The organism is Thermodesulfobacteriota bacterium (assembly GCA_025062045.1).
GTDB lineage: Bacteria > Desulfobacterota > Syntrophorhabdia > Syntrophorhabdales > JANXAF01 > JANXAF01.
In genome coordinates this window covers 54,744-73,604 of record JANXAF010000003.1, presented here as the reverse complement: position 1 = coordinate 73,604, position 18,861 = coordinate 54,744, and the positions used below count along the sequence as shown (strand labels likewise).

The 18,861-nt window shown below is 44.1% G+C and carries 17 protein-coding genes and 1 tRNA gene; 8 read left to right on the top strand and 10 right to left on the bottom strand.

The features are described 5' to 3' along the window. Position 1: 1 nt before the first annotated feature. From NZ583_03195 to NZ583_03175, 5 genes are all read right to left on the bottom strand, one after another. Positions 2–499: a bifunctional nuclease family protein gene (locus NZ583_03195; protein ID MCS7280619.1), complete on the bottom strand. Its 498-nt coding sequence runs from the start codon at positions 497–499 to the stop codon at positions 2–4. A gap of 16 nt (positions 500–515) precedes the next feature. After that, positions 516–1,826, bottom strand: a complete 1,311-nt coding sequence (gene miaB, locus NZ583_03190; GenBank protein ID MCS7280618.1) for a tRNA (N6-isopentenyl adenosine(37)-C2)-methylthiotransferase MiaB — start codon at positions 1,824–1,826, stop codon at positions 516–518. Positions 1,827–1,828: 2 nt separating this feature from the next. Beyond that, positions 1,829–2,932 carry a fructose-1,6-bisphosphatase gene (locus NZ583_03185; GenBank protein ID MCS7280617.1) on the bottom strand — a complete coding sequence of 368 codons (1,104 nt, stop codon included), beginning with the start codon at positions 2,930–2,932 and terminating at the stop codon, positions 1,829–1,831. Further along, on the bottom strand, positions 2,929–3,678 hold the full coding sequence (gene surE, locus NZ583_03180; GenBank protein MCS7280616.1) for a 5'/3'-nucleotidase SurE: 750 nt from the start codon (positions 3,676–3,678) through the stop codon (positions 2,929–2,931). The genes NZ583_03185 and surE overlap by 4 nt, the downstream gene beginning before the upstream one ends. Positions 3,679–3,708: 30 nt before the next feature. Next, positions 3,709–3,784: transfer RNA gene (locus NZ583_03175), tRNA-Pro, on the bottom strand. A 147-nt stretch (positions 3,785–3,931) separates the two neighbouring features. Here NZ583_03175 and NZ583_03170 point away from each other — a divergent pair. The 8 genes from NZ583_03170 to NZ583_03135 are packed head-to-tail and all read left to right on the top strand — an operon-like array spanning position 3,932 to position 13,605. Then, entirely contained in the window at positions 3,932–4,681 is a 750-nt protein-coding gene (locus NZ583_03170; protein ID MCS7280615.1) for a FadR family transcriptional regulator, read from the top strand. Positions 4,682–4,692: 11 nt separating this feature from the next. After that, on the top strand, positions 4,693–5,706 hold the full coding sequence (locus tag NZ583_03165; protein MCS7280614.1) for a TAXI family TRAP transporter solute-binding subunit: 1,014 nt from the start codon (positions 4,693–4,695) through the stop codon (positions 5,704–5,706). A gap of 3 nt (positions 5,707–5,709) precedes the next feature. Then, entirely contained in the window at positions 5,710–7,590 is a 1,881-nt protein-coding gene (locus NZ583_03160; protein ID MCS7280613.1) for a TRAP transporter fused permease subunit, read from the top strand. After that, positions 7,587–8,612, top strand: a complete 1,026-nt coding sequence (locus tag NZ583_03155; GenBank protein ID MCS7280612.1) for an amidohydrolase — start codon at positions 7,587–7,589, stop codon at positions 8,610–8,612. The genes NZ583_03160 and NZ583_03155 overlap by 4 nt, the downstream gene beginning before the upstream one ends. A gap of 2 nt (positions 8,613–8,614) precedes the next feature. Next, positions 8,615–10,300: an FAD-binding protein gene (locus tag NZ583_03150; protein ID MCS7280611.1), complete on the top strand. Its 1,686-nt coding sequence runs from the start codon at positions 8,615–8,617 to the stop codon at positions 10,298–10,300. A gap of 15 nt (positions 10,301–10,315) precedes the next feature. Then, on the top strand, positions 10,316–10,519 hold the full coding sequence (locus NZ583_03145) for a 4Fe-4S binding protein (GenBank protein MCS7280610.1): 204 nt from the start codon (positions 10,316–10,318) through the stop codon (positions 10,517–10,519). A 9-nt stretch (positions 10,520–10,528) separates the two neighbouring features. Continuing rightward, a complete protein-coding gene (locus tag NZ583_03140) occupies positions 10,529–11,518 on the top strand; it encodes an amidohydrolase (protein MCS7280609.1) in 990 nt (329 codons plus the stop codon). Further along, the gene (locus tag NZ583_03135; protein ID MCS7280608.1) at positions 11,515–13,605 is read left to right on the top strand and encodes a molybdopterin-dependent oxidoreductase; all 2,091 of its coding nucleotides are present in this window, start codon (positions 11,515–11,517) and stop codon (positions 13,603–13,605) included. Before NZ583_03140 ends, NZ583_03135 begins: the two co-directional genes overlap by 4 nt. Here NZ583_03135 and NZ583_03130 read toward each other — a convergent pair. The 5 genes from NZ583_03130 to NZ583_03110 form a co-directional block, all read right to left on the bottom strand. Then, a complete protein-coding gene (locus tag NZ583_03130) occupies positions 13,593–13,775 on the bottom strand; it encodes a hypothetical protein (GenBank protein MCS7280607.1) in 183 nt (60 codons plus the stop codon). The two genes, NZ583_03135 and NZ583_03130, sit on opposite strands and share 13 nt — an antisense overlap. Positions 13,776–13,787: 12 nt before the next feature. Continuing rightward, a complete protein-coding gene (locus NZ583_03125) occupies positions 13,788–15,116 on the bottom strand; it encodes a phenylacetate--CoA ligase family protein (GenBank protein ID MCS7280606.1) in 1,329 nt (442 codons plus the stop codon). Positions 15,117–15,211: 95 nt separating this feature from the next. Beyond that, on the bottom strand, positions 15,212–16,273 hold the full coding sequence (locus NZ583_03120) for a phosphoenolpyruvate synthase (protein ID MCS7280605.1): 1,062 nt from the start codon (positions 16,271–16,273) through the stop codon (positions 15,212–15,214). Between the two features lie 46 nt (positions 16,274–16,319). Continuing rightward, a complete protein-coding gene (locus NZ583_03115) occupies positions 16,320–18,173 on the bottom strand; it encodes a PEP-utilizing enzyme (protein ID MCS7280604.1) in 1,854 nt (617 codons plus the stop codon). Positions 18,174–18,184: 11 nt separating this feature from the next. Further along, positions 18,185–18,769, bottom strand: coding sequence for a GPR1/FUN34/YaaH family transporter (locus NZ583_03110; GenBank protein MCS7280603.1), 585 nt, complete (start codon positions 18,767–18,769; stop codon positions 18,185–18,187). Positions 18,770–18,861: the final 92 nt, after the last annotated feature.

Genomic DNA, 18,861 nt, shown 5'->3' with positions numbered 1-18,861 from the left:
GTTACATTTTGTATTTGCCGAAATCATCTGGAGAAAGGCTTTCTAAGATGTCCTCCCATTCTTTTGAATCGGTAACGACCTTGTCTCCCTTCTTTTCGACATCTGCCCTTTGGGATTTTCTAAGTACTTCCTCATCAACATAAATCGGTGCTTCAACCCGAAGGGCAAGGGCTATCGCATCAGAAGGTCTGGAATCTATAACAAGCCTTCTGCCATTTATGTCCAAGTGGATTAAAGCGTAGTAAGTGTTGTCCCTAAGATCGTTAATCTCTATCTTCACCACCCTTACCCCTAAACTCTCAAGAATGTTTTTCATGAGATCATGAGTCATAGGCCTTGGTGTTGGCAAATGTTCCAAGGCCGTGGCTATACTGCTTGCCTCCAACAATCCTATCCAGATCGGAAGAACATCCCTATCTTCCATGTCCTTTAGAATGACAATGGGCGTGTTGGTGAATGGATCAACCGTTATGCCGGCAACCCTCATTTCTCGTAACATGTTTTCCTCCTATTTTTTACTTTTGGTGCCCTATAAGAACCCCCTTTACCGAATTAGCATAACCTTTTGTCACAAGAACTTCAACCGTCCTTCCTATAAGCCCCATAGGTCCCTCGAAATTTACAATTACATTTGTCCTTGTGCGCCCCGTAAGTTCTGAGCTTGACTTTTTGCTCACCCCTTCTATCAGTACCTCCACCTTTTTTCCCTCGAGCTCCATGTTCCGTTCGAGTGTTATCCTTTTTTGTTCTTTTTGGAGTATGTAGAGTCTTTCCAATGCTTTTTCTCTCGGCACAGGATTGGGTAGAAGAAGTGCCGAAGTATACTTTCTTGGGGAGTAGGCGAACGAGAAGATATTGTGAAATCTAACCCTCCTTACAAGATCCATGGTCTCTTCAAAATCTTCATCCTCTTCTCCAGGAAATCCAACGATGCAATCAGCAGTTATAGCAATTCCCGGACAAACCTTCCTCAGTTTTTCGACTTTCTCAAGGTACTCTTCCTTCGTGTAATTCCTATTCATGAGGGCAAGTATCTTATTTGAACCAGACTGGAAGGGAAGGTGAATATGTTCACAGAGCTTACTTAACGTTCCAAAACAGTTTATAAGATCGTCGGAGAGATCTTTGGGATGAGAAGTCACGAATCTTATTCGTTCAATTCCCTGTATTTCATTAATTCTCTTCAGTAATTCCGGAAATGGGATGTCGTTTGAGCCTCTGTTGTAGGAATTTACATTTTGACCGAGTAAGGTTATCTCTTTTACACCACTTTCGGCGAGCATTCTTATTTCGTCAAGTATTTCTTCGCTTCTTCTACTCTCTTCCCTTCCCCTGGTGTATGGGACAATACAGTAGCTACAGAAGTTATTGCAGCCCTTCATGATCGTAACGTAAGCTTTTATCTTTTTTTGCTCCGTTGCAGGTTTCAGACAGAGCGTTTCGGTTCCGTCCTCAGTGAAGTCCCAATATCTTATGCCTCTCTTTGCCGTCTCTACGGCATCTACTATTTTGTGGATAGAAGAAGGGCCGAGGAAGAAATCCACATATCCCATTCTTTCGACTAATGCTTCCTTTTCTAGTTGAACAATACAACCGGTTGCTCCTATAATCAGGTTTTTTTTCCCTTTTAACCTTCTTAGCCTGCCGAGGTAGCTTAAAAACTTCTCTTCCGCCTTCTTTCTCACACAGCAACTATTTACAATTACGACATCTGCATGCAGAGGATCACTCACTTCTTCAAATCCTCTTCCCTTTAGGAGGGATGCCATCTTTTCAGAATCGTGCTCATTCATTTGGCATCCCATAGTTTCGATGAAGAACTTCAAACTTACCGCCCCCTGACTTTGAATTTCCGTTCCAGTTTTTCCATCTTTTTGACAATTCCTCCATATTCAAGCTCAGAGTATGGCAGCATAGCACAACCCGAGAACCCTTGCATTCTCATCTCCGTTGCCTTTCTAGATACGTTTTGTCTAACCCAGTCCCAGTAAGGATGGTCGAAACAATCTGCCGGCTCCGTCAATTTTCCGTTGTGAACGCAAAATCCTATGGCACAGACACAAGGGGGTCCGTCGAAATATGAAACGCTGGAGTTCATCTTTACCGGCATGAGAGGGCCCGTATGACTTCCCCTCATGAATCCGGCAACGTAGTGTCCGATGCTAAAAGGTGCCAAAAGCTCACCCGTTGCCGGAAAAGGCCCCTGAACTCTAACAAGCATAACTGGGTCGTCCTTTCCTATGTACTTTCCCGCTATATTGTGGAGTCTTGTCGTACTCACGCACGCCCCTATTTCACCAGTCTCTCTGGAATGGATAGATTCGATAACAAACCGCTCGTTGTCCCTCAAAAGAGCTGCTATGTCGTAGAGATCCTCGGGAGCATAAAGTTCTATAATTCTGTCCCCTTCCGTATAGCTCACATCCATTATGGTGAATTTAAACCCCTTCTCCATATTCGGAGAAAGGATGAGACCCGAGTTGTACATTGGGTCCGCAAATGCTAAATAAAGGGGAAGATTGTACGCACCGGGATCCGTTTTATCCGCGGCAAAAAGAACGAAGGGTTCGTTCGGTCTTTCTTCAAACTCCATTTCGCACACGGCAGGACCCATTCCCCTGACATTTCCAGAAAAAGAATCTTTTAAAAGATCCTGTCCCGCCCCGTACAAACCTTGACTTTTTGCGACCTCTGTTCCAGCAACAAACGCATCCCATGCGAGTTTATGGATCTTTTCATTTCCCACGCCCAAACCGTGTGAGAAAAGAATCGCTATGTCATCTCCCGTATACGATACGAAAAAATCGTATATGAGATCCTTACCGTTTTCCGCCACATATTCCCTTACCCTTGTCAAAACCTGACTGCTCGGCCTTAGGTGACCTCCAATGCTTCCAATATCCGCCTTAATCACCGAAAGAGTGACCTTCATAGACACCTCCGGAAAATTTTTTTGACCAAATCTTTCGATCTGCTTGCTGGATAATAGGCGTCAAGTGGTGTGACGGACACGTATCCTTCTTTGACAGCATAGAAGTCTGTTCCTCGCTTAGGTTTTACGTTATTTATACTACCACCTATCCAGTAGTACTTTTTTCCCCTCGGGTCCTCCCTTTCTATAACTTTGTCGTCGTATATTCTCACACCGGGTGATGTGACCATAAACCCTTTAATCTCCCCGTAGGGAAGATTGGGAATGTTGATGTTGAGAAAGATACCCTTTGGAAGCGGATTTTTCATTAACCTTCGGATAATGTCTTCCACAATTTTCGTGGCATCTTCGAATCTGAAACCAAAGTAAGTGTTTATTGAGACTGCGATGGACTGAATCCCTAAAAAGGCACCTTCTCTTGCTGCTGCGACCGTGCCAGAATAGAATATGTCCTGACCAAGGTTAGGACCTCCATTTATTCCTGAGATGACAAGATCAGGTAGTCTTTTAATAACACACTTTACCCCTAAAAGGACGCAATCAGCAGGTGTACCGTTCGTCGAAAAAACGCGATCCTCATGCTTGGTGATCCTTAAAGGTTTATGGAGAGTAATCGAATGGGCAGAACAGGTTCTCTCTCTGTCCGGTGCTACTACGAAAACTTCGTGTTTTGTCGATAGATTTTCTTTGAGGTACTTTATACCTTCTGAATTTATACCGTCGTCGTTTGTAAGGAGGATTAGCAAGATTTCCCCTCAAGCCCGTAAAATGAACAATCGGGGCGACGGGATTTGAACCTGCGACCTCTTGCACCCCAAGCAAGTGCGCTAGACCAGGCTGCGCCACGCCCCGATTTGGTATAAGTTTAATCGATTTTTTTTTCCTTGTCCACACCTATTGGTCTAACAAAATTTGTTCTATACGCAATCCTAAGGATTTTTTACTTGTTATCCGCTTTTCTTGACATCCCCCAAATAAAGGTGTAAAAAGTATGACATTATGACTGTATCACATCTTCTCAACGTTACCCCCATCATTAGAAAGAGAACGTTTGAAGTCGTCTCAGACGAGATTAAGAGGCTCATTTTAGCCGGTGAGCTTAAACCTGGCGATAGGCTTCCGTCAGAATCTGAGCTTGCAAGGAAATTTAACGTTGGAAGACAGACGATAAGAGAGGCCATGAGACTACTTGAGCTTTCAGGCTATATAAAAGTTGAGAAAGGTTTAGGTAAGGGAGCATTTGTTGCCGACACAATAATGAACACATTTTCTAACCTCTTTCTTGAAGCATTTCTTATGAGAAAGATAGATATCCACGATCTCACGGTTGCACGGATTGAGATCGAAAAGATTATGATAAAGCATGTTTTAGAAAATGTTACCGCCGAAGACATTCGAACGCTTGAAGAGAACGTTCGAGTGTCGAAGGAAAAGATAAAGAACAAAATTCAGCCTTTCCACGAAAATATCGAGTTTCACAGACACCTGGCAAGGATCTCCAAGAATTCGGTCTTCATCCTAGTAATAGAACTCATAATGACGGTCGTTTCGGATTTTAGAAGTCAGGTGAAACTTCCCTTTTCTTTTCCTAAAAAGAACGTTGCAGATCACGAAAAGATAGTTCTTGCCTTAAAAAACGGAAAAAAAGAGGAGGTGAAAAGGTTACTGGAAGATCACCTAAGATACGTGGGTGATGTTATGGAGAAAGCGCTTGCAAAAAGCGACTATTTTTCACAAAAAAGAACGTGAAGGGGGTAAACATGAAAGTGACAACTCTTCTTTTTTTAGCCTCTTTCATACTATTTTTCGCCAATCTTTCCTTTTCGACCGATCAGATAAACATTGGAACGAATCCAATAGGTGCGTTCTTCCACACAATCGGTGTTGCCGCAGCAAAAGTCATAAATGAAAAGACTAACCTTAAGGCGATAGTTAAACCGATGTCGGGGCCGGAGGCGTGGATGCCTTATATGGCAAGGGGTGAGATACAACTAGGAGTCATGAACATGTGGGACGCGGAGATGGCAGTTTTAGGCAAGTACGAATGGGAGAAACTTTCTCAGGGAAAGGGCTTTCCGAATTTGAGAATCCTCACGCCCACTGTCCCGAATAAGATCGGAATCGTTGTGCCTAAGGACTCTCCTGTAAGAAAGATAGCCGATCTTAAAGGGAAGAAGGTGGCAGGGAAATACCCTAGGACTTCCATAACACTCCAGACCCTAGCCCTTTTAGCCAACGGAGGGCTCGAGGAAAAAGACGTGATAATGGTCCCTGTCCATTCCCCACCCGATGGGGTAAAAGCGGTAATCGAGGGTAGGGCCGATGCTTCAGGCACAATAACGCTCGGTTCTCCCGTGATCGAGGAACTCAACGCTAAAAAGGGTGCCAGATACTTGCCACTCGATCCCTCACCCCATCTCGTTGAGAGGATGAAAAAGTATTTTCCAGGTTACATGGCAAAGGTTAAGGAAGGACCTGGTACGGTCGGCATAAGCGGGGAACAGTACCTATGGGTCTATGACATCTATCTCGCAACAACGGCTGAGCTCCCTGACAGTGTCGCTTATACAATAGTCAAGGCTCTTTATGAGAACTATAAAGAGTTTGAGCTTGTCCATAAACTCTTAAAAGATTGGGATCAAGACGTTTTCGTCTCTAAGGATATAGTAATCCCTTACCATCCTGGCGTAGTCAAATACTTCAAAGAAAAAGGACTCTGGACAAAAGAGATGGAAGAGATCCAGTCCAGGCTTATCGCTCAGCTAAAAAGGTAAAGGATGGAAAGGGTATCCCGTTTTAGGGATCCGGGGGGGATAGCGAAGATAGTCGGAAACTTAGGCCTATTCCTTATCCCCCTCCTTGCGATAACAGCTATTCTAAACCTCCCTGCATACTTCTCTAAGTCATTCCACATCCACCAATGGGTAGCTTTGATCTACGGACTTACACTCTTTTCAACTTTTATATTCATCCGTCCCTCAAGAAGGATAACCTCAGATAAAGTCCCTTTTTACGATTTCGTCTTTGCATCTGTTTCTCTTTTCTGCTTCTTTTATCTGGGCATCTTCTACGACGAAATAATGATAGAAGTCGGGCTCTTAAAACCCCACAGGATCTTTTTAGGCATACTTGCCATCCTACTTACCCTTGAGGCAATAAGAAGGGTTACGGGATACCCTTTTTTAGTAATTATCGTCTTTTTCATACTGGTCGCCCTTTTTCTTTCCCACCTTCCACTAGGCCTAAAGAGTGTCTCTTGGAAGAATTTGGCCAACTACCTCTACGTTGATCCTCAAGGGATAATTGGGGTTCCTGTTATCGTATCATCCACAGTCGTTCTCGTATTCATTCTATTCGGACAGACCATATCAAAGGTCGGCTTGGGTGAGTTTTTTAACGATGTGGCAACATCGATTTTAGGAAGATTTAGAGGAGGTCAGGCGAAGGTAGCTGTTTTCGCATCTTCCCTTTTCGGCATGATTTCTGGAAGCGCGGTTGCCAACGTTGTAACAACAGGCACATTCACCATACCTCTTATGAAGAAAGCCGGCTACAAGCCTTACTACGCAGGGGCTGTAGAGGCCGTCTCTTCAACAGGCGGCCAGATTATGCCTCCCATTATGGGAGCGTCGGCATTTATCATGGCCACCTTTCTAGGAATTCCATACGCAAAGGTCGCTATCGCCGCCATAATACCCGCTTTACTTTACTATTTTGCCGTTTTCGTTCAAGTAGATCTGGAGGCCGCAAAGTTGGGACTTAAAGGGATGGAGAAAAGTAAAATCCCATCCCTATACCAAACTTTGAAAAAGAATTGGCTTATATCCATCCCATTTCTACTTCTCATATATCTTCTCTTTTTTAAGCAGATGGAGGCTGAATACGCGGGTATCTATACTACAGCATTCGCATTTCTTCTAGGGTGGCTCGTGCTAAAAAGAGTGAGAGCAAAAAGTATCTTCCCCATATTCTCGGAATGTGGAAGATTTTTCCTGGAGATCTGTATAACATGTGCAGGAGCTGGAATTCTTATAGGGATTCTTTCCATTACGGGACTTGCATTTTCGTTCTCAGCTCTTCTAGTTGAACTTGCCGGGAAGAAGATCGTACCTCTACTTCTCCTTACGGCATTTGGAGCAGTGATTCTCGGTATGGGAATGCCCGCAACCGGTTCTTATCTCCTTATGGTAACGCTTGCTGCCCCCGCCCTTATTGAGCTTGGAATACAACCGATTCTTGCCCATTTTTTCGTCTTTTATTTCGCAGTTCTTTCTTTTCTCACCCCACCTGTTTGCCTTGCAGCGTACGCGGCAGCGGCTATAGCAGAGGATGATATGCTCAAAACCGCATACCAGGCGATGAAGCTAGGTATCGTTGCTTACATTGTGCCCTTCATATTCATATTTAAACCGAGTCTAATCCTCATCGGGTCACCTATCGAAATAGTCGAGTCCATAATTTTTGGAGTCATAGGTGTGGTACTTCTCGCTATCGGAGTTGAGGGCTATCTTTTTAGCGAACTAAAATTATGGGTCAGGGCGATTCTATTCCTAAGTGGTCTCACAGTTATGGTGCCGGGAGTAATTTACGATATAGTAGGCCTTTCAATATCGGCCCCCTTTATAATCTACGAATGGATAAAGAGGAGTAAGAGATGAAGATCGATATGTTCTGCCACATCTTGCCAAAAAAATACCTGGATAAGGTCCAAAAGCTCGCGCCCCATGCGAAAGATATGAACAAAAGGGTGCGAAATATTTATGCCCTCTACGAGCTCGAAGACAGATTTAGAATCATGGATAAGTTTGAAAATTACGTTCAGGTTTTGACCCTTGCGGCTCCACCAATCGAAACATTCGGCCCACCGAATGTCACATACGAGCTTGCAAGGATCGCAAATGACTCAATGAAAGAGATCGTAGATAGATACCCCGATAGGTTTTTGGGGTTTGTCGCCTCCCTTCCATTGAATGACATAGACGCTTCACTAAAAGAGGCTCAACGTGCAATAGATGAGCTTGGAGCTTTCGGGATTCAGCTCTTTACCAATGTCCTTGGGAAACCATTGGATAGGCCAGAATTTGAACCCCTATTCAAATACATGGCAGAAATCGAAAGACCCATATGGATACACCCCACGAGGGGTTCTGACTTTCCCGATTATAAGGCGGAAACGAAAAGCCATTACGAGATATGGTTCATATTCGGATGGCCGTATGAGACGAGTGTGTGCATGGCACACTTAGTCTTCTCCAGAATCTTCGAGAAGTACCCCTCCATAAAGATAATAACCCATCACCTGGGCGGGATAGCACCTTACCAGGCTGGAAGGGTTGGACCAGCATGGGACATGCTCGGTTCTAGGACTTCCGGTGAAGACTACGAATCCCTCATAAAATCTATGAAGAAAAGACCGATCGATTACTTTAAAATGTTCTATGCGGACACAGCTCTTTTCGGCGCAAAAGAATCCACAAGGTGTGGAATCCTCTTTTTTGGGGTCGATCATGTACTATTTGGAACCGACATGCCCTTCGACTCACGTCCAAACATACACGAGGAGGACTCTCCTTACATAAGAGAAACTATCCATATAATCGAGACTCTCGACATTCTTACGGAGGAAGACAAGACTGCTATATTTGAGGGAAATGCAAAAAGATTACTGAGACTAAATTAGCCATGATCGGAAACATAAGAGAATACGAATTCGAAACGGACGTTCTCATAGTAGGCGGTGGGCTTGCCGGTAATAATGCGGCGCTTGGCGCACTAGAGAAAAACGTAAAAGTTATAGTGGCAGATAAAGGGACACTCGAAAGATGCGGGGCAACCGCCGGAGGGGTTGACCATTTCATGGCCTATCTCAATACAGGACCGTGGGATACGAGAGAAGCGTACCTAAGTTATGTGGCGAAGATCGCCCGAGGAGCAGTAGATTTGAAGGTACAGGATGCAGTCTTCTGCAAGGAACTTGAGGCGGCACTAGAAAGGATGGAAAAGATAGGATGCACCCTTAAACAGAGTGACGGTAAGTATCTTAGGACCCAGTCCTTAGGACAGCCAGGACCCTATTTCATAAACTTTAACGGTAAGAATCTCAAACCGGCTTTAGCAAAAGAAGCAAGAAGACTTGGGGTCTTTGCCTTAGAGAGATGTATGATGACCGATCTCCTCTATGATGGGGAACGAGTTATAGGCGCAGTTGGCTTTAATATAAGAACGGGGGATTTTTATATAGTTAAAGCGAAGGCGACTATTTTAGCCACAGGATGCACAACAAGGCTCTTCCATAACCCAACAGGGCTCCCTTTTAATACTTGGCAGTGTCCACAAAATACTGGAGCAGCACAAGTTATGGCTTATAAAGTCGGTGCCAAGCTCGCAAACATGGAGTACATGAGGATTACGGTCGTGCCGAAAGGGTTCAGTGCGGCCGGATTGAACGCTCTTATGGGAATGGGTGGAAGGTTGATCAACGCTTACGGCGAGGAATTTATGGCAAAATACCATCCTATGGGGAACAAAGCTCCAAGAAGTATGCTTGTTTATGCGGTCATGAAAGAGATCCAAATGGGAAACGGACCGATTTACATCGACTGTACCCACCTCTCGGAAGCTGATCTAAACCATCTAAAACGGACACTCGGTTACGACAAAGATACCCTTCCTGATTTTTTGGAACAAAAGGGGGTGGATCTCTCTAAAGAACCTTTGGAGGTTATGTATTCGGAAGGTATGCAGGCAGGTCCTTCTGAAGTTTGTGGAAGCGGAATAATGATAGACGAGAGGACATCAAGTTCGATAGAAGGCCTCTTTGCCTGTGGTGACTGTACTGACCAGATGCGATGCGTGCATTTGTGCACAACCGGAGGATATCTTTCCGGCAAAGTGGCGGCTGAATATGCCAAAAACTACTCTCACCCAATAAGAGTCGATAAAAAAGAGATTCAGAGACTAAAAGAAGCAATCTATAGACCGCTATGGGTCACTGGAAATCTAGATCATAAAACAGTGGAAAATGTAATAAGGAGAGTGATGTGGGAATACGCAGGACCCGTAAGAAATGAAAAAAGTTTAAATCTGGCAATAGATAAGCTTCAAAGCTTAAAAGAGGAGGCGCAAGCTCTCAAGGCAAAAGATTTTCACGAGCTTATGAGAGTTCATGAAACAAACCAACTGATAGATATCGGTACGATCATGTGCCATGCTTCGTTGGAAAGGAAAGAAACTAGGTTCGGAATCTTCCATTTCCGTTCTGACTATCCGGAGACAAAGGAAGAGTTTGAGGGGGAAATAGTGATCTTTCAGAAAGATGGGAAAGTTGTAAAAGAGTTTAAAAAGTTAAGCTATGACAAAATTCCTTAAGGATTAGGTGACAACATGCCCCCGAATATAGATATGGATAGATGTTCTGGATGTGGGATGTGCGATAAGATATGTCCTTTGGATGTTATACATTTCGATTCCGAAAAAAATATGCCAATTGTCAAGTATGCCGATGAATGCTGGCACTGTGGGTCCTGTAGACTTGAGTGTCCGATGGGTGCCATAAAGATTTTCTTCCCTGTGGAGATGCTTTACTAGGAGGGTGATTTGTTAATAGATGTCCATAACCATTTATACCCGAAAGAATGGCTTGACTATCTGGAAAGCCACTCTAAAACGATAACGATCAGAAAAAAGGAAGAGAAGATTCTCATCTACTTTAAGGGAACGAGGCTTGCAACAATCGAAAAAAAGGGACATTTGGATGTGGAAGAAAGGATCAAGGATATGGATGAAAAAGGAATAGATGTCAATCTGATGAGTCTTACGACACCGAGTGTAGAGTTACTGCCTAAAAGGGATGGTGTTTTTTGGGCAAAAAAGCTCAATGACTATTTTGCTTCCATATGTCAAAAGAGCAAAGGGAGACTTCATTTTTTGGCGACTCTTCCCATTCAAGACGTTTTAGCATCAGTAAAGGAACTAGAACGGGCAAAGAGGGATCTTGACGCAAAAGGAGTTATTATGTTCTCAAATGTCGCTGGTAAACCGATATACTTCCAGGAATTTTATCCGATATACGAGGCCGCATCGAATTTTGATCTTCCAATCCTTGTTCATCCAGGACCTCCTATTACTACAACAGTTCTAAAAAAGGTCATGATGCCAATCCCCCTTTTTGGATTCATCATGGATACGACTATTGCAGTTGCAGGACTCATACTATTCGGTGTTTTCGACAGGTTTCAAAACCTAAAGGTCATCCATCCTCACCTTGGAGGGGTATTTCCTTATCTGGTGAGAAGAGTGGATGACGCATATGAAACCTACGGAAAGGATTTTAAATTTTCAGCAATGAAAAAACCTTCTATATATTACAAAACGAACGTTTACATCGACACCGTCTCCTTCCACTTGCCCGCGATGAGGTGTGCGATAGAATACATGGGGATCGACCATGTGCTCTTTGGGACCGATTATCCTCATCCAATAGGAGGTGTGGAAAGGGCAATAGAGAGTCTCAAATCTCTAAATCTCTCTACTGAGGAAGGCCAAAAGATCTTCTCCGAAAATGCAAAAACTCTTTTTAAACTATGAGATACGCTCAAAGAGAGATTAAAAGCACCTGTGGTCTTTGCCAGATAGGGTGCGGAATCATCGTTAAAGTTTCGGATTCAAAGGTCGTCGAAGTAAGGGGGGATCCTGATCACCCTCTTAATCGAGGAAAGCTCTGCATAAAGGGGCTAACCTCCATAGATTATCTTTACCATCCAGAAAGGATCACTATACCCTTACGTAAAGAAGGGAAGCTTTGGAAAAAAATATCCTGGGATGAGGCAATAGGAGAAATTGCTGAAAAGTTATTGGAGATAAAGGCTCAATACGGGCCGGAATCTATAGTTTTCATGAGAGGGTCTGCAAAGGGTCTCCACGACGATTACCTTTCCCGTTTTGCCAACGCTTTCGGAAGCCCAAATATCACATCGATGGCACACGTTTGCTTTATTCCGCGCAGGATGGCATCCACATTGACTTACGGTTTTTACGCGATATGTGATCTCGAGTACCCACCCAAGTGCATTGTAGTATGGGCCAATAACGTCTCTGAGACGCTTCATCATGTTTACGAGAGAATAAAAGATGCAAAAAAAAGCGGAGCCTTTCTCATAGTTATCGATCCCATAAAGACTGAGATTGCAAAAATTGCGGATCTATGGGTGAAGATAAGGCCTGGGAGTGATCTTCTTTTGGCCTTAGGCCTCATCTATGTCATTGTCAAAGAGGAAATTTACGATAGAGATTTCGTTGAGAAGTATACTATAGGCTTCGGAGAATTGAAAAACACGTTGGATCCATTCAAACCCGAAGTGGTGGAGAAATTAACTGACGTACCGAAGGATCTCATCTTAAAGATCGCAAAAGCCTACGCAGGACTTAAACCTTCAGTTATTCAATGGGGAAACGGAATAGATCACACAACTCAGAACTTCCAGACGGCAAGAGCGATATGTATCTTGAGGGCTATTTCCGGAAATCTCAATATTCCAGGTGGGGACATATACTACAAGGCTCCATCGATAATCGAAAGGGGTTCTTCCGAACTAACCTTACATAACCTTCTCTCTTTGGAGGAGAGGAAAAGGAGGATCGGTGGAAAAGGCTACATGCTACCCAATCTTTATTATGCGCTGCCTCAGCTTGTAATTGAAGCCATCCTTAAAGAGGACCCCTATCCAATAAAGGGTTTATTCATTCAAGGTGGAAACTTTCTCCTTACTTATCCGAATGCCAAAAAAGTGTACGAAGCTCTAAGAAAGGTTGAACTTCTTGTCGTTTCTGATCATTTTATGACCCCAACTGCCTCTTTAGCGCACTATTTCCTTCCCTCGGCCACTTTCTTTGAATTCGATAGCCTCTCCCTTCCACCGTATTCGCTCCCTGTCCTTTCGGCTCAGAAAAAAGTGGTAAACGTGGGTCTAGCAAAATCGGATTATGAGATTTTAAGAGCACTCTCCATTCCCTGCGGATTCGGAGATCTTTTCTGGAAAACCGAAAAAGAGTGTCTCGACTACATCCTTTCTCCTTTAGGGATAAGGTTTGACGATTTATGCGAGATCGGATACGTAAAGGGTGAGCCAAAACCTAACCATCACATACAAAACGGTTTCCCAACGCCTTCTGGCAAGGTGGAGATATATTCAAAAAGATTGGAAGAATGGGGTTTTCCCCCTTTACCTTCCGTCGATTTGGAAAAGGTTCTTTGTGAAGATAAAGATCCTCAATATCCTCTAATCCTTACGAGTCTTAAGCGCACATATTTTAGACACTCTGGAGGAAAAAATATAGAAGCTTTGAGAAAAAAGTATCCTGAGCCCTGCGTGGAGATCCATCCAGACGTTGCAGAATCTTTCGGTTTAAAAGAGGGTTCTTACGTATACATCGAAACCCGGCAAGGAAGGATACTCCAAAAGGTAAAGATAAATCCGGACATTCACGAAAATACAGTTTTATGCGATTACGGATGGTACTTTCCTGAGGAAAAGGAAGAGACTTTATTCGGATGGGATAGGTCCAATATAAATATCCTAACAGACGATAGCCCCCCGTTTGGAAGGGAGTTCGGGACACCCAACCTTAGGGCGATACCTTGTAGGATAGTACGGCTTGATCCTCAAGAAGGATAGACAAGCTTTACATCAGAGATATTTAGTTCAAGCATCTTTAGAGTCGCTTTAAGTCGCACTAAGTTCCTTTTTACAGCCTCTATTCCTTCCCCAAGCCTCTCGAGTTCTTTGACCGCTTCCTTTATCTCCTGTATCTTTTTATCCATTGCGAAAATGTCGTAATGCTCCATAACAGTCCTCCCTTACTGCTTCCTTAAGTCTTTGAATCTCTTTGCCTTTACATCGTACCTAGGAAGGGAACCGAATGGGTGTACTTCAATTCTGTAACCGAGATTCGTCTTTAGCCTTAGCTGGTCTTTAAGTCTTGAAAGAATATCCTCTCTTTTACTTTCGTATTCGGGCAATATTTCAATTTTTAAGAGTATGTCATCTATGTCGCCCTTTTTAGAGACTATAACCTCATACTCGTTACTCAGCTCCTTAAAACTCCGGACTACCTCTTCGATGGCAGTTGGGGCAAGTAGTACACCTTTTACCTTTGTTATGTCGTCTGCCCTTCCTATTACTCCGCCATCTATTAGTCTAAAAGTTCTGCCACAGGGACAATCGTAGTTTGCCCACCTTATGATATCCTTCGAATCAAAACGGATACAGGGCTTTGCGTATCTGTCGAAAGCCGTCACGATCATCTTTCCGTTCTTCATCGGCTCCTCTACTATCTCACCCGTCTCCACATCCTCAATCTCCACAAGGAAGAAGGCTTCATTTACGTGTAATCCCGTCTGCTCAGTGCACATGTATCCCCACGCACCGATCTCTGTTGCACCCGCATGATCATAAACTTTTGCTCCCCAAGCCTCTTCAATTCTCTTTTTAGTTGCCGGAATGCTCGCACCCGGCTCACCCGCACATGTAATTCTCTTTATTCCCAAAGATCTTGGATCTATACCCATTTTCCTCGCTGTATCTGCCATACCCAGTACGTATGTGGGGGTTGCGGCAAAGGCCGTACATTTAAGCTCCTGCATTTTTAAGATCCTTGCTTCCGTGTCGAGTACCCCACCCGGGACAACTTCACATCCTATCTTTTCTGCAGCATAATGGGCCGCCCAGAAAGCAACGAACACGTTGTAACCAAAGGGAAGAAAGACTCGATCTTCTTCTCTGTAGCCCTGTGCGTAAAGTATGTATGCCCAGCATTCCGACCACCATTCCCAGTCCTGCCAAGTGTCGGCTTGGTAAACAGGGGTTCCTGTCGTTCCGCTCGTCTGCCTGAAAACAACAACTTCTCTTAAAGGAACGGCAAGTATATCTCCATATGGGAATGGCTCTCTCGTTTGAACATCCCTCAACATCCCTTTGTCTATCTTTGGGACTTTTTTTATGTCTTCGTATGACTTTATGTCTTCTGGTTCAATGCCTGCCTCTTTGTAGAGCCTTCTGTAAAAAGGAGAATTGTTGTAAGCCCACTCAAAGATCCTTTTGAACTTCTTTATTTGCAATTCCCTTAGTTTCTCTTTAGGCATAGTCTCTAGAATCGGATTCCAATAGATACTATCTCTTTCTGCCATGACCATACCCTCCGTTTTACATTCGTTATTGAACTAGACCGAAAAAGATCGCGAATGTCAAGAAAATTCTAGGTTAAAGTCTTGACTTATCTTCGTTATTGTCCAACCTTTATAGTTTTCATGGCCCTTTCCATCAAGAGTTCATAACTACTCTTTTTACCTATTACAGGCTCTGCTTTTTTCTTACTCCAGACAGACTCGGCCCGGGCCTGGAGTATAAAAACGTTCTTCGGAAATTCAAAGTCTTTATCCACAGCCCACTCTATATCCATGGGAGTCTTGTAGTGGTTTTCTATAAGTTTTGCGAGTCTTACAAGTTCCATTATCTCCTTTTCCTCTAAACAGCATCTACTTTTATCTTCCTCTGGTACTTCCTTGTATGATGGTCGTTTTAGTTCCGGGTCGTAAACGTACTTCACCGTTTTTAAGGAGACTTTCCGCTCGTTAATTTCGAGCAATATTTTGTCTATCACGAATCTGTCGGGTGTCACATTTCCGGATACGACCCCTTCCCCTATTCCCCAAGCACCTTCTATCACGATTTTGGATACGTCTCCATCTACGGGGTTCAATGTAAACATAACACCGGCGCACTTTGCATTTACCATCCTCTGGATAATAGGCGCGATTATTGCCCTTTCGTGTTCTATCCCTTTTCTATACCGCGCTGCCGTTGCCCTGGACGTAAAAACCGAAGCCCAACATTTCTTTACGTAGTCCATAATTGCTTGAGTTCCTTTTACGTAGTGGTACGTGTCCATGAGTCCCGGAAATGAGGATATGTCACTATCCTTTATGGCAACCGACGAACGCACAGCCACATAAGGTTCGTCCTTTCCTAAACTTTCGTACCCTTCCACTATTTCATCCGCAATTTCATCTGGCATATCCGCGTTTTCAATTAGCGAACGGATCTCTTCCGTTTTTCTATCAAGATCTGATATGTCGTCGTAGTTTATCGTTTTTGCGATCTCAAATACTCTCTTTTCGAGGTTGTTTTTTCTAAGATGATGGAAAAAAGCGTCCGCGGTGACGCAAAAACCATACGGAACATTAAGTCCTATACTTGTTAGCTCCCCTAGATGCGAAGCCTTTCCACCGCAAATTTGGAACATGTCCTTTCTTATCTCATGGAATCCTTTGGTGAATTTTCCCATAATAGATCCCCCCAATCGACGACAGGGGCCGAAAAGGCCCCCGAATTTATGCGGCCCTTTTTATAATTGTCACAACACCTGTATCTCCATCCACCCTTATTATGTCTCCCGTCTTTATCACCTGGGTTGCAATTCCAGTCCCAGTGACTGAAGGAAGCCCGTATTCTCTTGCCACGATTGCCGCGTGGCATGTAACCCCTCCAATGTCCGTAACAGCCGCTTTTATCTTCGTAAAGACAGGAGCCCAAGATGGATTGGTTGACGGACAAACTAGTATCTCTCCCTCCTGGAGCGTGACTATCTCCTCTATGGTCTTTACGACCCTTGCCGGACCTTCTACCTGGCCTTTGGAGGAAGCGAAACCTTTTATCTCCACCACCTCTTCCGGTTTTATTGACACACCTTTTAACCACTCTTCGACCTTTTCAGTCGTTATACCCCAGAGCATAACAGTAAAGGGCTCCGCAACTTCTTTCGGAGGTACTCCTAAAGCGGGAGAAGGTGTCCATTTTGCGGCAGCCTCCAGTATCTTTCTTCTCTTCTCTGCCTTCTCAGCCCATTTAAGCGTGGGTACCCCCTCTCCAAGTGCCCAGGCGGTGCATACGTCTTCTATGAGAGTCGGGATTTCGAGCCTGTTGAACATGAATATGTCATCTTCGTGCTTGAGAGCACCGGCTTTAACGAGAACCCTTCCGACTTCTCTTGCCTTTTCGAACCATATTGTGTGGAGCCAGTTCTCAACCCAGAATATGTGGCCTTCGGCGAATCTGTACAAGGTTAGACAATCGCGGTAGGCACTCTCAAAGCTTTCTCTGTCTTCATCAGTCTTTATGAGCCTTTTATACTCGCTCACAATCTTTTCTCTCGCTTCCGCAATCTCGCTAAGTGACCTTTCAATCTTTTCTCCCCTATCCAACCTTTCGAGATAACTCTTTAAGTATCCGAAAGGTATATCAAGATTATTTATCCAGCTTCCCTCGTAATGGTACCACCCACTTCCGCAGCTCACATAGAACCATGGATCCTTTGAGTCCTCAAGTTCGTCGAGCCATCTTCTTCCAACCTCAAATGTCTTGAGTTCCTCCATCTTCTCTTTTGCGGGCTTATCCTTTTTGAGTATCTCCGCAACTTTCGGTTCGGCATGGGCTCTCCTTGCGAGTCTGCAGAGTTCTTCTTCTGGTTTAAACATGTAAGCCTCAACTCCTGCTATCATTTTCCCTATCGCACTTTCGCTTATTCCCGGAAATAGCTTCCTTGCGAGGTCATAAAACATAAGATAGTAAAGGTAACAAAGGTTTAAAAGATTGAAGTGGTACTGCCACCCCTTGTACAAAAGGTCAACCATTCTGTCGAAGGCTTCTATAAGTTCGTACGCCTGAGTGTAACCTCTGTAGTCGTTGGGATAAACCTCTTCCCGGGAAAGATACTTCGGTAATAGCTCCGGTACCTTAATGTTTCGTAATTCTTCTCCCAGGGCTCTGAACCTTTTCAGCCACTCATCCCATAGTTCATCATAGTGCTCAACAGGGTAATGGGCCCTCTCTTTGAAAAAGACCGCCTTTTCGGCAACTATTTCCTCAGGTGGCGGCTCAACTGCACAGATGTACTGGTAGCACCCAACTATTCTGTGGGCTACGCCTTGGGCAGGAGGAATACAGAAAACTCTTGTAGTGTGCTGGGAGAGTGAGATCTGCCAAGCTTGCTGGAATATGTGATCGAGTGGTGGCATCGGGTTCGGAGCATGTATCTTGTCCAAATACCAGAATTGTCTTTTTTCCCACTCCTCTCTTTCTTTTCCGAAGAGGAAGTGGGGCGGGTACATCTCCTCCCAGCCGGAGAGTTCTTCTGGTATCTCTTTTAAATATTCGTGTGGGTCAGGAAATTTCGTGGTATGTCTCATAGTTCCCCCCTTTATTTGAATATAGGCCTTCCTATCGGTAAGATAGGTTTTTCAAAATGCTCGGCAAGAAGAAGAGCCGAAGAAGCATAGATGCAAAAAGCAGAAAATAAAATAAGGAGCCAGCCTCCGATAATTCCAGCAATCTGGGAACCCGTCCATGCGTTGATGCTCAAAAAGAGGAATGCCACTCCCACTTCAGCTATTCCAAGAAGTAAAAACCAGCTTGCCCTTCCGAAACCGATGGCAAAAACCTCAGTTATTATAAAAAGCACGAACCAAAACACTCCCAAGAGTTCCGGGGTAAAAGCACCCGCTTTCGGAGCCATAAACACGATCTCGTAAAGGGTAAAGGCAGCCCCCATCGTTATCACTGTGCCGAAAAGAGCACAGATGGTACCTAGAAGGATTTCATTTCTTCTGAATAGGATTATGCCTCCTATTAGCTGTGGAATTACGCAGGAAAGTAGAATCCCAATTATAAGTGGTACGCTAGATTCAGGCACAAGTCCAGCAAAAACAAAACCTGCACAGGCCGTAAGAACAGCCACGGACTGGATAGCCCATGGCGCAGGATTAGCCCAATCTTTCTGTCCCATAATTTACCCCCCCTTATGGCTTACTCTACAGTGTAGCTATTGTTATCTTTGTGAAAAAAGAGAAAAAAGGTCAAATCACATTATCTTATTGA